Raw genomic sequence first — 15,297 nt, 5'->3', positions numbered from 1 at the left:
TTTCATCATCATGTTAACCTAGATCACTGACTTTGATGATCTGTTTGCCTTTGTTTTCTCCTTTAAACAAACCGAGGAACGCGTCAGGAATATGGCTGAATCCTTCCGTAATCGTTTCTTCATAATGAAGCTTCCCGTCCTTGAGCCATTCGGCCAATTGTTTCGCGCCTTCGGAAAAGCGGTCAGCATAATCACTGACGATGAACCCCTGCATCAGCGCTTTTGTTTTGATCAGCTTCGGCTGGACGCGGGGGCCCATGTCTTCCTCTTCACTTTCGGTATTATATGAAGAGATCGCTCCGCATACCGGAATGCGGGCGAATTCATTCAGCAGGTTTATCACCGCATCTGAAATCGGTCCGCCGACATTGTCAAAATAGACATCGACGCCGTCAGGGCATGCCTGTTCAAGCGCTTTTTGAATATCATCCGCCGTTTTGTAATTAATGGCTTCATCAAATTGAAGCTCCTCTTTCAGATACGCGATTTTTTCGTCAGAACCGGCGATGCCGACAACCCGCGCGCCTTTGATTTTGGCAATCTGCCCGACCGTTGAGCCGACGGCGCCCGCAGCCCCTGAAACGACGACGGTTTCGCCCTTTTTCGGACGGCCGATATCGAGCAGGCCGAAGTAAGCGGTCAGTCCGGTCATCCCTAAAATGCCGAGATACGCCTGGGCGGGTGCGATATCCGTATCCAACTTGCGGAGGGCGGACTCATTGACGGCTGAATATTCCTGCCAAGCGAGATTTCCGATCACAACATCTCCTTTTTTCAGCTTATCGCCGTCTGTCAGAACTTCGGCAATCACTCCGCCTGTTATGGCTTCATCTAAAGCGAACGGCTCTACATATGATTTTGTATCCTGCATCCGTCCGCGCATGTACGGATCAACGGACACATAACTCGTTTTCACAAGCACTTCGCCGTCTTTCGGTTCGGGAACGGCAATCGTTTCAAAGCGGAAATCGTCATGGACGGGAACGCCTTTGGGGCGTCTTGCCAATTGAATCTGCTGCTGATTATTCGGCATACTGAATCCTCCTTCAAGATAAGTGGTTGTTCCAAATGTAACACGAACCATTTCCCGAATACAAAATCAAACCGTCCGCCGGCAACAAAAAAAGAAGGGCCCGGGCCCTTCTTTTCTTATATGCGTATTTAAAAGAATAACCGGTACACATCGGTGTTTTTCTCATGTTCCAAATATTCATAGGCATTCGTTTTTGAAGAATGAAGCATGTCAGAGGTAATCACGGGCTGAAGCGCGGTCAGATAAGAACCCAGCTTATTTTCAATTTCTGTCGGCAGAACGGATTCGATATCACCGATATTGATAATGATAGAGAAAACGAAATCGATATTAATATGAAAAGTATCTTCAGCGAAGGCCGTAAGCTCTTTTATTCCATCCGGGCAGCGGGTATGCCGGCGGAATACCTGCTTCACTAAATCACTGACAACCCAAGCGTTAAATCGCTGTTCCGGTGAAAAGTAATGAATAGGAACCACCTCCCTGCTTAATCGGCTCATGAAGATTTTTATTTTTCTGATAAAGGTTACTTTCCCTACTGTAACATGTCCCGCCGGAAAATATCCACCGACAATCTGCCCGTTTTTTCCCGGAACTCTCTTTCTTTTGTTTGACCTTTGGTTGAGCGGGTAAACATCCAATATACAAAAACAAAAGGGAGGACTTATCAATGAAACCGGTAGTAAGAGAATATACAAATGATCAAAAACTGATGCAGGACGTAAAAGAGCTTCAGCAATTGGGTGTCGCAAAAGAAGACGTATATGTGCTTTCACATGATGACGACAGAACGGACCGTCTGGCGGATAATACTGATGTCAATACCATCGGAGCGAAAGAAACGGGCATTAAACACGCGGTCGGCAATATGTTTAATAAAAAAGGCGACGAGCTCCGCAACAAAATTCACGAAATCGGCTTTTCAGAAGAGGAAGCATCACAATTTGAAAAGCGCTTAGATGAAGGAAAAGTTCTTCTGTTTGTCACGGATAACGAAAAAGTAAAATCATGGGCGTAAGCTGAACAGATCCCAAGGGGTTTTCGGTCCCTTGGGATTTTTTTGCGGTTTCCGCAATAAAACCGAAAGGCACATGCTGTACATTTTCGGTGCCGTTTCTCAACTGATTTGATACAATCCAATTGTAATAAATTGGAACAAAGAATCAGGAGGAGCACAATTCATGAAAAAAATGTTACTTATGCTGGCGGTTTGTTTATGTATGATCCCTGCGGACGTCTATGCCGCTGACCTGGGACGGCAGACGTTAGGAACAAATGACGGCTGGGGAGCCGCTTCCGGCGGGACAACCGGCGGCGCGAAAGCCTCTTCATCGAATGTCTACACCGTATCAAACAGACAGCAGCTCGTTTCTGCATTAGGGGGAAGCGCCAACAGCACGCCGAAGATTATTTACATACAAGGCACAATCAATATGAATACGGACGACCGGAATAAAACGCTCGGCTTTAATGATTATAAAGATCCGGCATATGATCTCAACGCTTATCTGAAGGCGTACGACCCGGACAAATGGGGGAAAAAAGCGCCGTCAGGCACCCAGGAAGACGCCAGACAGCGATCTCAAAAAAACCAGAAAGCACGGGTCGTGATTGACATTCCTTCAAATACGACGATCATCGGTTCGGGTTCAAATGCCAAAGTGACAGGCGGAAGCTTTAATATAAAGAACGGCGTCGACAATGTCATCGTCCGCAACATTGAATTTCAAGACGCTTACGACTATTTTCCGCAATGGGACCCGACGGACGGCAGCAGCGGCAACTGGAACTCGGAATATGACAATATCACCATTAACGGCGCGACGCATATCTGGATCGATCATTGCACCTTTAATGACGGATCGAATCCCGACAGCGGTTTTCCCTACTATTACGGGAGAAAATATCAGCACCATGACGGCCAGACGGATATAGCCAACGGGGCGAATTATATTACATTGTCCTATAATAAATATCATGACCATGACAAAGGCTCCGTCATCGGAAACAGCGACAGCAAGACGTCGGATGAAGGAAAACTGAAGGTGACCATTCACCATAACTATTACCAGAACATCGTCCAGCGCGCACCGCGGGTCCGGTACGGGCAGGTTCATATTTATAATAATTTTTACGCAGGCTCTAAAAGCGCCGCATACCCGTTCAGCTATGCGTGGGGCGCAGGCCACGCGTCAAAAATATATGCCCAGAATAATGTCTTTGAAGTGCCGGGACTGGCTGCTGATAAAGTCATCAGCGTCTTCAGCGGCGGAAAAGCGCTTCATGAAGACGGCACTCTTTTAAACGGCGCCGCAATTAACGCGTCAGCTGCCAACGGATTAAGTCAGTCCGTCGGCTGGACACCGTCATTGCACGGTTCCATCGGCTCATCATCAAATGTAAAATCAGATGTTATATCTAAAGCCGGGTCGGGTATATTAAAATAATAAACAAGAAGCACAAAGGAAAATATTCCTTTGTGTTTTTTAATTAACAAAAACGTTTATTAACTTAGTTAAGTAGTAAAATGGGATAGGGGGATGGAAGACAACAAAATAGGAGGAGACCTGTAATGGCTTCAGAAAAAGACGCAAAAAAACAGCAGGCAGTAAAAATCATTCCTTTGCTTATTACTGTTGCTGTGGGATTAATCATTTGGTTTATTCCCGCGCCGTCCGGACTTGAACCTAAAGCATGGCATTTGTTCGCTATTTTTGTCGCAACAATTATCGGCTTTATCTCCAAGCCCTTGCCAATGGGCGCAATTGCAATTTTTGCATTGGCAGTCACCGCGTTAACGGGAACGCTATCTATTGAAAATACGTTAAGCGGATTTGGAAACAAGACAATCTGGCTGATTGTCATCGCCTTTTTTATTTCCCGGGGATTTATCAAAACCGGGCTTGGCGCCAGGATTTCTTACGTATTCGTACAACGGTTCGGGAAGAAAACACTCGGCCTTTCTTATTCACTGCTGTTCAGTGATTTAATTTTATCACCTGCCATTCCGAGCAACACGGCACGGGCGGGCGGCATTATTTTTCCTATTATCAGATCATTATCCGAAACTTTCGGATCAACGCCGGCAGACGGAACAGAGCGGAAAATCGGCGCTTTCTTATTAAAAACCGGTTTTCAAGGAAACTTGATTACGTCTGCGATGTTTTTGACGGCAATGGCGGCGAATCCGCTGATCGCCAAGCTGGCCCACGATGTCGCAGGGGTGGACATCACATGGACAAGCTGGGCAATCGCGGCCATTGTACCGGGATTGGCGAGCTTAATCATTACGCCGCTCGTCATTTATAAGCTGTATCCGCCGGAAATTAAAGAAACACCGGACGCGGCTAAAATCGCAACGGAAAAATTGAAAGAAATGGGTCCGTTTAAAAAATCCGAACTCTCCATGGTTATCGTCTTTTTATTGGTGCTTGCGCTGTGGATTTTCGGAGGAAGCTTAAATATCGACGCAACGACGACGGCCCTGATCGGATTATCCGTTTTGCTTTTGTCACAGGTATTAACATGGGAGGACATCAAAAAAGAACAAGGTGCATGGGATACGCTGACTTGGTTCGCGGCGCTTGTGATGCTGGCGAATTTCCTGAATGAGCTCGGCATGGTGTCTTGGTTCAGCAATATGATGAAATCATCTGTTTCCGGTTTTTCATGGATTGTGGCATTTATGATTCTGATTGTCGTGTATTATTACACGCATTACTTCTTTGCGAGCGCAACCGCGCATATCAGCGCCATGTATGCGGCATTTCTCGCCGTCATCGTGGCGGCAGGCGCTCCGCCGCTGTTGGCGGCGCTCAGCCTGGCGTTTTTCAGCAACCTTTTCGGTTCGACGACGCATTACGGCTCAGGAGCGGCTCCGGTCTTTTTCGGAGCGGGTTATATCTCGCAAAGCAAATGGTGGTCCATCGGCTTTATCCTGTCAATCGTCCATATTGTGACATGGCTTGTGATCGGCGGATTATGGTGGAAAGTATTAGGGTTATGGTAGAAGAAAAAAGGCAGACTCAGGTCTGCCTTTTTTTATTTCTGTAAGGAATGGGAAGGGCCTGCACACGATGACTTCAGTGCGAATAGAATATTGCCGGGGTGATATTATGAGCAGCGGCCGTAATCAATACATGATATTGAAACAGAAACCTTACAAATATATGAGCAGACATATGAAACGCCGGTATGAACAATTACCATGTGAACTCGAAAGTCCGGAAACAGGGACGGAAAAACGGTTTCCGTCTTCAGATGAAAATCGATCTGCCTTGTGCGTACCCGGGCTGCGAGGTCCGGAAGGCAAAAGAGGACCCGCCGGCTCCCGCGGTCCGCAAGGGGAGGCGGGTCCGCCGGGTCCGCCCGGTCCCCCGGGGCCTGAGGGGCCGCCGGGAGCGGTTCCTGCGGTAGCTTTTCAAAATACAGCAGACCTAATGACGCTTCCGTTAGAAGGAACACCGATAAACGTGTTAAGCGCAGTGATAGCTGCGCCGACAGATCAATTGGTGAAAACGGACGCCGTCATACAAGTAAATGTGGAATTAGATCCTCTTGCGTCTCATTTCTCATTGGTCTTAGCTGTCGAGCTGCAAAGAAATGGCGTAACGATACAAACACAGAGACAAGAGCGGAACCTCTTTTCTTCAGGCGGACAAATCATAGGAATTCCTTTTACGTACATCGACGAAATGAAGGCGGATGAAACAGCCGCGTATCAGCTCTATTTATCTGTCCTTTCTTCGAACTACGTAACACAAGTCGCAGCGGCAAACCGCTCCCTCATTGCGACGGGATTCCCCATTCAAGGATCGGATTAAGGTGATGAAAAGAAATCACCTTTTTTATTTAGGTTGTCAAAACACAGCCCGTATTAATATGCTGTCTTAATAAGTAAGACGGTCAACAACGGGAAGGAGAGGGAAAAAGATTGAATGAATAATCCGATTATAAACGGAAGCTTTGAAACCGGCACATTAGCGGGGTGGAGTTCGGCAAATACCCAGATTAACAGTTTGTTTGCACATTCAGGGAGATATTCTGCGCAATTTATTGGAGCTCAGCCATATGCTTACCTCAGTCAAATCGTTCCCATTTCAGCCAAGTCAGTGACTCTATTCGTATCACTCGCAACGCTCGGAAATGAGCCAAGTCCCCAAGTCACTCTCCAGATCATCTATGTCAGCGTAGCAGGTGAACAAATCAGTTCCATTCAAGAAAATATCACACCCGGAAATTTGCCGAACGTGCTCTTTCACACATGGTCTGAAATCTATAAAACAAGCAGTGTGCCTTCTGGCGCAGCCTCTGCCGTCATTGTATTAAGTAAAGTTTCTTCCGGCACGGTTTTAATAGATGACGTTTCATTGGCGCAAACCGGGGGTGAACCTGGCGTAACAGGAATTACAGGTCCCACAGGAGTGACGGGTCCCACAGGAGTAACCGGAGCAAGAGGAGCGACCGGAGTAACTGGTGCAACGGGAGTAAGAGGAGCGACGGGTGTAACCGGCCCAAACGGAGTAACTGGTCCGACAGGAGTAACTGGAGCTACCGGCTCGACTGGTGTAACAGGAGCAACCGGAATCACGGGCTCAACCGGAGTGACAGGCTCAACGGGAGCAACTGGTTCAACCGGTTCAACCGGAGTGACTGGGGCAACGGGGATAACCGGTGCAACCGGCCCAACCGGAGCGACTGGGGTAACGGGTGTAACTGGGGGAACGGGAACAACCGGCCCAACTGGAGCAACGGGGATAACAGGAGCAACAGGCCCATCCGGAGCAACGGGGATAACCGGCGCGACCGGTATAACAGGTCCAACTGGATCGACAGGAGAAACCGGCCCAACCGGAGTAACAGGGGCGACAGGAGAAACCGGTCCAACCGGAGCAACTGGTTCAACGGGAGTAACTGGAGCAACCGGAGCGACCGGTGTAACAGGGTCAACAGGAATAACCGGTGTAACTGGCTCAACCGGCCCAACAGGGGTAACTGGAGAAGCCGGTCCAACCGGAGAAACCGGTCCAACCGGAGCAACTGGTTCAACGGGAGTAACTGGAGCAACAGGCCCAACAGGAACAACCGGTCCAACTGGAGTAACAGGAGCAACAGGCTCGACTGGCATAACGGGAACAACCGGCCCAACTGGTGAAACCGGAGAAACCGGGGCGACGGGAGTAACCGGATCAACAGGAGTAACAGGATTAACCGGTGCAACGGGATCGACAGGCTCGACTGGGGTAACAGGATCAACCGGTGCAACGGGAGAAACTGGTTCAACAGGAGTAACTGGCTCAACCGGTGTAACGGGAGTAACAGGAGCGACCGGAGTAACAGGGGTAACGGGATCGACAGGCCCAACCGGCCCAACCGGCCCAACCGGCCCAACCGGCCCAACCGGCCCAACAGGGGCAACGGGTGTAACTGGGGGAACGGGACCAACAGGTTCAACCGGAGAAACTGGTGTGACTGGCCCGATCGGGGTCACGGGATCGACAGGAGCAACCGGGGCGACGGGGATAACCGGCTCAACCGGAGTAACAGGTCCAACGGGGGAAACAGGCGCGACTGGCTCAACAGGTCCAACCGGAGAAACCGGCTCAACTGGTGTAACTGGTTCAACAGGAGAAACTGGAGCGACGGGAGAAACCGGATCGACTGGCGCAACGGGATCAACTGGAGTAACAGGATCAACCGGAGAAACTGGCCCAACAGGAGTGACTGGTGCAACAGGCTCAACCGGAGAAACCGGCTCAACTGGTGTAACTGGTTCAACAGGAGAAACCGGTGCAACTGGTGTAACTGGTTCAACAGGAGAAACTGGAGCGACGGGAGTAACCGGATCGACTGGCGCAACGGGATCAACTGGAGTAACAGGATCAACGGGAGAAACGGGCCCAACTGGAGTAACTGGGACAACGGGAGAAACCGGAGCAACAGGATCGACTGGGTTAACTGGTGTAACCGGATCAACAGGCTCAACTGGTTCAACGGGAGTGACAGGTTCAACCGGATCAACAGGCGCGACTGGCTCAACAGGAGCAACCGGCCCAACCGGAGTAACGGGATCAACAGGAGCAACCGGGTCAACTGGAGTAACAGGTACAACAGGCCTAACGGGTGTAACGGGTCCAACAGGAGTAACTGGGACAACGGGGATAACCGGATCGACCGGGGTAACGGGACCAACCGGACCGACAGGAGCAACCGGCTCAACTGGTGCGACGGGATTAACTGGAGAAACCGGCGCAACCGGGGGAACAGGTTCAACTGGTTCAACAGGAGCAACGGGATCAACCGGTCCAACCGGGCCAACAGGGTCGACAGGTTCAACTGGAGTTACTGGTGCAGCAGGATCAACTGGACCCACGGGAGAGATCGGTCCAACGGGATCGCCAGGCTCAACCGGAGAAACCGGTGCAACGGGAGTGACTGGAGCAACAGGTGTAACTGGCTCAACAGGCCCAACTGGTATAACCGGATCAATAGGACCATCAGGAATAACGGGATCAACCGGCCCAACCGGAGCAACGGGGGTAACAGGCCCAACTGGTGAAACGGGTGTAACGGGAGTAACAGGAGCGACCGGAGTAACTGGGGTAACGGGTGTAACGGGAGAAATCGGCGCAACGGGAGAGACCGGTCCAACCGGATCTACAGGCTCAACCGGAATAACAGGTCCAACCGGGCCAACAGGGTCAACAGGAGAAACCGGCCCAACTGGTGTAACAGGGGCGACAGGCACAATCGGTTTAACCGGAGTAACCGGTCCAACTGGCTCGACCGGGGATACTGGAGCTACTGGAGTAACTGGTTCAACCGGAGAAACCGGAGCGACTGGTGTAACAGGCCCAACTGGTTCAACCGGAGAAACCGGGGCGACGGGAGTAACCGGATCAACAGGAGTAACAGGATCAACCGGTGCAACGGGATCGACAGGATCGACTGGGGTAACAGGATCAACCGGTGCAACGGGAGAAACTGGCCCAACAGGAGTAACTGGCTCAACCGGCCCAACCGGTGTAACGGGAGTAACAGGAGCGACCGGAGTAACAGGGGTAACGGGATCGACCGGCCCAACCGGCCCAACCGGCACAACCGGCGCAACAGGGGCAACGGGTGTAACTGGGGGAACGGGCCCAACCGGACCGACAGGAGCAACCGGCTCAACCGGCTCAACTGGTTCAACGGGAGTGACAGGTTCAACCGGAGTAACGGGATCAACAGGAGCAACCGGGTCAACTGGAGTAACAGGTACAACAGGCCTAACGGGTGTAACGGGTCCAACAGGAGTGACTGGGACAACGGGGATAACCGGAGCGACTGGGGTAACGGGTGTAACCGGGGGAACGGGCCCAACCGGACCGACAGGAGCAGCCGGCTCAACCGGCTCAACTGGTGCGACGGGAATAACTGGAGAAACAGGCGCAACCGGGGGAACAGGTTCAACTGGTTTAACAGGAGCAACGGGACCAACCGGACCAACCGGAGTGACTGGAGCAACAGGAGCCACCGGTGCGACGGGGATAACCGGCTCAACCGGAGTAACAGGTCCAACGGGAGAAACCGGTGCAACTGGAGTAACTGGAGCAACTGGAGTAACTGGAGCAACAGGACTGACTGGAGCAACCGGGGAAACTGGCTCGACCGGGGATACCGGAGCTACTGGAGTAACCGGCCCAACAGGGGCAACGGGGGTAACTGGAGAGACCGGTCCAATCGGAGCAACGGGTTCAACCGGAGAAACTGGTTCAACAGGAACAACCGGGGCGACGGGAGTAACCGGATCAACAGGAGTAACAGGTTCAACCGGTGCAACGGGATCCACAGGAGCGACTGGTGTAACGGGAGTAACCGGCGCAACTGGTGCGACGGGATTAACTGGAGAAACAGGCGCCACAGGATCGATAGGCCCAACCGGCGCAACAGGCCCAACCGGATCGACTGGCGCGACTGGCTCAACGGGATCAACTGGTGTAACAGGAGCAACGGGATCGACAGGCTCAACCGGCCCAACCGGTGTAGCGGGAGTGACTGGGGCAACGGGGATAACCGGAGAAACTGGCTCGACCGGGGCAACCGGAGCTACTGGAGAAACCGGCCCGGCAGGAGCAACGGGATCAACCGGCGCAACAGGGGCAACGGGGGTAACTGGGGGAACGGGAACAACCGGACCGACAGGAGCAACCGGCTCAACTGGTGCGACGGGAGTAACAGGAGAAACCGGCGCAACCGGGGGAACAGGTCCAACGGGTGTAACAGGAGGAACCGGTTCAACTGGTTCAACAGGAGCAACGGGACCAACCGGAGAAACCGGTGTAACAGGGCCAACAGGAGAAACAGGCTCGACAGGGGCAACCGGAGCTACTGGAGAAACCGGCCCAGCAGGAGTAACGGGCTCAACCGGCTCGACTGGAGCAACAGGACTGACTGGAGCAACCGGTGCAACGGGAGTAACGGGTTCAACAGGAGCAACCGGTGCAACGGGAGTAACGGGTTCAACAGGAGCAACCGGCTCAACCGGAGTAACGGGTCCAACTGGTGTAACGGGAGCAACCGGCTCAACCGGAGTAACGGGTCCAACTGGTGCAACAGGAACAACCGGCTCAACCGGAGTAACGGGTCCAACGGGAGAGACCGGTCCAACTGGAGTAACCGGATCGACTGGCATAACGGGTTCAACCGGCCCAACTGGTGTAACAGGAGAAACCGGTCCAACCGGAGCAACAGGTGTAACAGGAGAAACCGGAACCACGGGATCAACCGGAGTAACTGGGACAATGGGAGAAACCGGTGCAACTGGAGTGACTGGAGCAACGGGGATAACAGGAGCAACAGGCGCAACTGGTGTAACCGGGCTAACTGGAATAACAGGCGCGACGGGCCCAACCGGTGTGACTGGACCAACAGGGGTTACTGGCTCAACAGGAGAAACCGGTGCAACTGGAGCGACTGGCGCAACCGGTACAACCGGAATGACAGGCCCAACCGGAGAAACCGGTGTAACAGGCCCAGCAGGAGTAACGGGCTCAACCGGCTCGACTGGAGCAACAGGACTGACTGGAGCAACCGGTCCAACTGGAGTAACTGGCTCGACCGGGGCAACCGGAGTAACCGGAATAACAGGAACAACCGGAGTGACTGGTGCAACAGGAGCAACCGGGCCAACGGGAGAGGCCGGTCCAACCGGATCAACAGGCTCAACCGGAATAACAGGCTCAACCGGAATAACAGGGGCAACAGGATCGACAGGAGCAATTGGTTCAACCGGACCGACTGGCTCAACGGGAGAAACCGGCCTAACCGGTGTAACGGGATCAACCGGTGTAACAGGGTCAACAGGAGAAACCGGAGCGACTGGTGTAACTGGGTCAACAGGAATAACCGGTGTAACTGGCGTAACCGGCCCAACTGGCGCAACAGGAACAACCGGAGTAACTGGTTCAACTGGTGTAACGGGCTCAACCGGAACAACGGGAGTAACGGGAGTAACTGGAGCAACCGGTCCAACTGGAGAAACCGGCCCAACCGGTGCAACGGGGGTAACTGGAGAAATTGGCCCAACGGGAGAGACCGGTCCAACCGGAGTAACAGGAGCAACAGGATCGACTGGCATAACGGGTTCAACCGGCCCAACAGGTGTAACAGGTTCGACCGGAGCAACCGGCCCAACTGGAGTAACAGGTTCAACGGGAGAAACGGGTCCAACCGGAATCATGGGTCCAACAGGAGTAACCGGTGCAACGGGATCGACAGGCTCAACCGGAGCGACTGGTGCAACAGGAGCAACCGGTCCAACTGGAGTTACTGGAGCGACCGGAGAAACTGGGGCAACGGGAGAAACCGGTCCAACCGGAGTAACAGGATCGACAGGACCAACAGGGCTAACAGGTTTAACAGGATCAACAGGAGCAACCGGAACCACGGGTTCAACCGGTTTGACTGGGGTAACAGGCTCAACTGGAGCGACCGGAGTAACTGGAATAACGGGCCCAACAGGATCGACAGGCCCAACCGGAGCAACAGGTTCAATCGGAGAAACCGGAGCAACCGGCCCAACGGGAGAGACCGGTCCAACCGGAGAAACGGGTGCAACAGGATCGACAGGACCAACAGGGCCAACAGGTTTAACAGGATCAACAGGAGCAACCGGAACCACGGGTTCAACCGGAATGACTGGAGTAACAGGAACAACCGGTTCGACTGGTGTAACCGGTGCAACGGGAGAAACTGGCCCAACGGGAGAGACCGGCCCAACGGGAGAGACCGGTCCAACCGGAGAAACGGGTGCAACAGGATCGACAGGACCAACAGGGCCAACAGGTTTAACAGGATCAACAGGAGCAACCGGAACCACGGGTTCAACCGGAATGACTGGAGTAACAGGAACAACCGGTTCGACTGGTGTAACCGGTGCAACGGGAGAAACTGGCCCAACGGGAGAGACCGGTCCAACCGGAGAAACGGGTGCAACAGGATCGACAGGATCAACAGGGCCAACAGGTGTAACAGGATCAACAGGAGCAACCGGAACCACGGGTTCAACCGGAATGACTGGAGTAACAGGCTCAACCGGTTCAACTGGTGTAACCGGTGCAACGGGAGAAACTGGCCCAACCGGCGTAACTGGTGCAACAGGAGTGACTGGGTCAACAGGAATAAACGGTGAAACAGGAGCGACGGGAGAAACCGGTCCAACCGGAGTAACAGGAACAACCGGATCGACAGGACCAACAGGGCCAACAGGTTTAACAGGAGCAACCGGAACCACGGGTTCAACCGGAGCGACCGGAGTAACTGGAATAACGGGCCCAACAGGATCGACAGGCCCAACCGGAGCAACAGGTTCAATCGGAGAAACCGGTCCAACCGGGGTAACAGGTTCAACGGGAGTAACTGGAGCAACAGGAGTAACCGGAACCACGGGTTCAACCGGAATAACTGGAGTAACAGGAACAACCGGTTCGACTGGTGTAACTGGAGAAACTGGCCCAACCGGCGCAACAGGGCCAACCGGAGAAACCGGAACCACGGGCTCAACCGGAGTAACAGGGGCAGCAGGAGAAACCGGTGCAACGGGAGTAACTGGAGCAACCGGCCCAACTGGAGTAACAGGTGCAACGGGAGAAACGGGTCCAACCGGAGCAATCGGCTTGACCGGTGTAACAGGCCCAACAGGTGTAACAGGCACCACGGGTTCAACCGGCCCAACAGGAGTAACAGGAGCAACCGGTTCGACTGGTGTAACTGGTGCAACAGGAGAAACTGGCCCAACCGGCGTAACTGGTGCAACAGGAGTGACTGGGTCAACAGGAGAAACCGGAGCGACCGGTGTAACAGGAGAAACTGGCCCAACCGGAGTAACGGGTCCAACTGGTGTAACGGGATCAACAGGTGTAACAGGAGAAACCGGAGCAACTGGAGCAACGGGGATAACCGGAGCAACTGGAGCGACTGGCGCAACCGGTACAACCGGCCCGACTGGTGTAACCGGCGCAACCGGAGTAACAGGCGCTACCGGAGTAACAGGAGTAACGGGATCAACTGGAGTAACCGGGGTAACGGGAGTAACAGGAGCAACAGGGGTAACCGGAGCCATCGGAGCTACTGGAGTAACGGGCTTAACCGGAGCAACCGGAGCTACTGGATCTACCGGAATAACGGGAGCCACCGGAGTAACAGGAGCAACAGGAGATACTGGATCTACCGGAATAACAGGAGCCACCGGGGTAACAGGAGCCACCGGAGTAACAGGTGCTACCGGAGTAACAGGAGCCACCGGAGTAACAGGGGCTACCGGAGTAACAGGGGCTATCGGAGTAACAGGTGCTACCGGAGTAACAGGGGCTATCGGAGTAACAGGTGCTACCGGAGTAACAGGCGCCACCGGAGATACTGGATCTACCGGAATAACAGGAGCGACCGGAGTAACAGGAGCAACCGGGGTAACGGGAGTAACCGGAGCAACAGGAGCCACCGGAGTAACAGGTGCTACCGGAGTAACAGGCGCCACCGGGATAACGGGAGTAACAGGAGCTACAGGAGCTACAGGATTAACGGGAGCAACCGGGGTAACAGGTGCTACCGGAGTAACGGGAGCAACCGGGATCACCGGATCAACTGGAGTAACCGGGGTAACGGGAGTAACAGGAGCGACAGGAATAACGGGAGCCACCGGAGAAACAGGCGCCACCGGGATCACCGGAGTCACAGGAGTAACGGGATCAACTGGAGTAACCGGGGTAACGGGAGTAACAGGAGCAACCGGGGATACTGGAGCAACCGGAATAACAGGCGCCACCGGAGTAACAGGTGCTACCGGAGTAACCGGGGATACTGGGATAACGGGAGCCACCGGAGAAACAGGCGCTACCGGAGAAACAGGCGCCACCGGGGATACTGGAGCGACCGGAATAACGGGAGCAACCGGAGCTACTGGATCTACCGGAATAACCGGAGCTACCGGAGTAACAGGAGCGACCGGAATAACGGGAGCCACCGGGGTAACAGGCGCTACCGGAGTAACAGGCGCCACCGGAGCTACTGGATCTACCGGAATAACGGGAGCAACCGGGATAACGGGAGCAACCGGGATAACGGGAGCAACCGGGATAACGGGAGTAACAGGAGCTACAGGAATAACAGGAGCAACCGGGGTAACAGGTGCTACCGGAGTAACAGGAGCCACTGGAGTAACGGGCGCAACTGGGATCACCGGAGCAGGCGCGATCATTCCTTATGCTTCTGGTCTTCCCACTGCCGTGACGACCATTGCCGGCGGATTAATCGGAACGGTGAGCCTTGTCGGGTTCGGCAATTCTGTGACGGGCGTCAATGTCGGAGGGGGAGGCGCAATTGATCTTACCGGGGCTGGAGGAACTCTGCTGAACTTTGCTTTTTCTGCTCCGAGAAGCGGAACCATTACATCAATTGCCGCCTATTTCAGTACAACCGCAGCATTGTCGCTTGTCGGCTCGACTGTTACGATAACCGCACAACTATACAGTTCTACTGTGCCGAACAATACGTTCACGCCGATCCCCGGAGCATCCGTCACTTTAGCTCCTCCCCTCACCGGCGTATTGTCAATCGGCAGCATCAGCAACGGAATCACGACAGGACTGAACATTGCGGTAACTCCTCAAACCCGGCTGTTAATGGTATTCTCCGCCACTGCTACAGGCCTTTCGCTTATTAATACAGTGGCGGGATATGCAAGCGCGGGAGTTACAATTTCCTGATAGATTGCAGACTGACTTCGG

General features: G+C 53.6%; 7 protein-coding genes. 5 read left to right on the top strand and 2 right to left on the bottom strand.

All coding sequences use genetic code 11. The features are described 5' to 3' along the window. Window positions 1-13 precede the first annotated feature (13 nt). Together C5I45_RS15800 and C5I45_RS15795 are read right to left on the bottom strand one after the other, a co-directional pair. On the bottom strand, window positions 14-1,033 hold the full coding sequence (locus tag C5I45_RS15800; RefSeq protein WP_003155653.1) for an NADP-dependent oxidoreductase: 1,020 nt from the start codon (window positions 1,031-1,033) through the stop codon (window positions 14-16). A 128-nt stretch (window positions 1,034-1,161) separates the two neighbouring features. Beyond that, window positions 1,162-1,512: a DUF3212 family protein gene (locus C5I45_RS15795; RefSeq protein WP_024084993.1), complete on the bottom strand. Its 351-nt coding sequence runs from the start codon at window positions 1,510-1,512 to the stop codon at window positions 1,162-1,164. Between the two features lie 191 nt (window positions 1,513-1,703). Between C5I45_RS15795 and C5I45_RS15790 the strand changes: the two genes are divergently transcribed. From C5I45_RS15790 to C5I45_RS20270, 5 genes are all read left to right on the top strand, one after another. Continuing rightward, window positions 1,704-2,051 carry a YflT domain-containing protein gene (locus C5I45_RS15790; RefSeq protein ID WP_003155650.1) on the top strand — a complete coding sequence of 116 codons (348 nt, stop codon included), beginning with the start codon at window positions 1,704-1,706 and terminating at the stop codon, window positions 2,049-2,051. A gap of 163 nt (window positions 2,052-2,214) precedes the next feature. After that, a complete protein-coding gene (locus C5I45_RS15785; protein ID WP_107994499.1) occupies window positions 2,215-3,480 on the top strand; it encodes a pectate lyase in 1,266 nt (421 codons plus the stop codon). 125 nt (window positions 3,481-3,605) lie between these two features. Next, entirely contained in the window at window positions 3,606-5,042 is a 1,437-nt protein-coding gene (locus tag C5I45_RS15780) for an anion permease (protein WP_007408966.1), read from the top strand. Window positions 5,043-5,148: 106 nt separating this feature from the next. After that, on the top strand, window positions 5,149-5,856 hold the full coding sequence (locus C5I45_RS15775; RefSeq protein ID WP_024084994.1) for a hypothetical protein: 708 nt from the start codon (window positions 5,149-5,151) through the stop codon (window positions 5,854-5,856). Window positions 5,857-5,970: 114 nt separating this feature from the next. After that, on the top strand, window positions 5,971-15,276 hold the full coding sequence (locus C5I45_RS20270; protein WP_107994498.1) for an NTTRR-F1 domain: 9,306 nt from the start codon (window positions 5,971-5,973) through the stop codon (window positions 15,274-15,276). The last annotated feature ends 21 nt before the right edge of the window (window positions 15,277-15,297 follow it).

It is taken from the genome of Bacillus sp. ZY-1-1, assembly GCF_003047165.1.
Taxonomy (GTDB): Bacteria; Bacillota; Bacilli; order Bacillales; family Bacillaceae; genus Bacillus; species Bacillus velezensis.
This window is presented reverse-complemented; position numbering and strand designations above follow the sequence as displayed.

Coding starts and splice junctions, on each gene's coding strand:
- C5I45_RS15800 (WP_003155653.1), bottom strand. CDS start 1,033: ATGCCGAATAATCAGCAGCAGATTCAATTGGCAAGACGCCCCAAAGGC.
- C5I45_RS15790 (WP_003155650.1), top strand. CDS start 1,704: ATGAAACCGGTAGTAAGAGAATATACAAATGATCAAAAACTGATGCAG.
- C5I45_RS15785 (WP_107994499.1), top strand. CDS start 2,215: ATGAAAAAAATGTTACTTATGCTGGCGGTTTGTTTATGTATGATCCCT.
- C5I45_RS15780 (WP_007408966.1), top strand. CDS start 3,606: ATGGCTTCAGAAAAAGACGCAAAAAAACAGCAGGCAGTAAAAATCATT.
- C5I45_RS15775 (WP_024084994.1), top strand. CDS start 5,149: ATGAGCAGCGGCCGTAATCAATACATGATATTGAAACAGAAACCTTAC.
- C5I45_RS20270 (WP_107994498.1), top strand. CDS start 5,971: ATGAATAATCCGATTATAAACGGAAGCTTTGAAACCGGCACATTAGCG.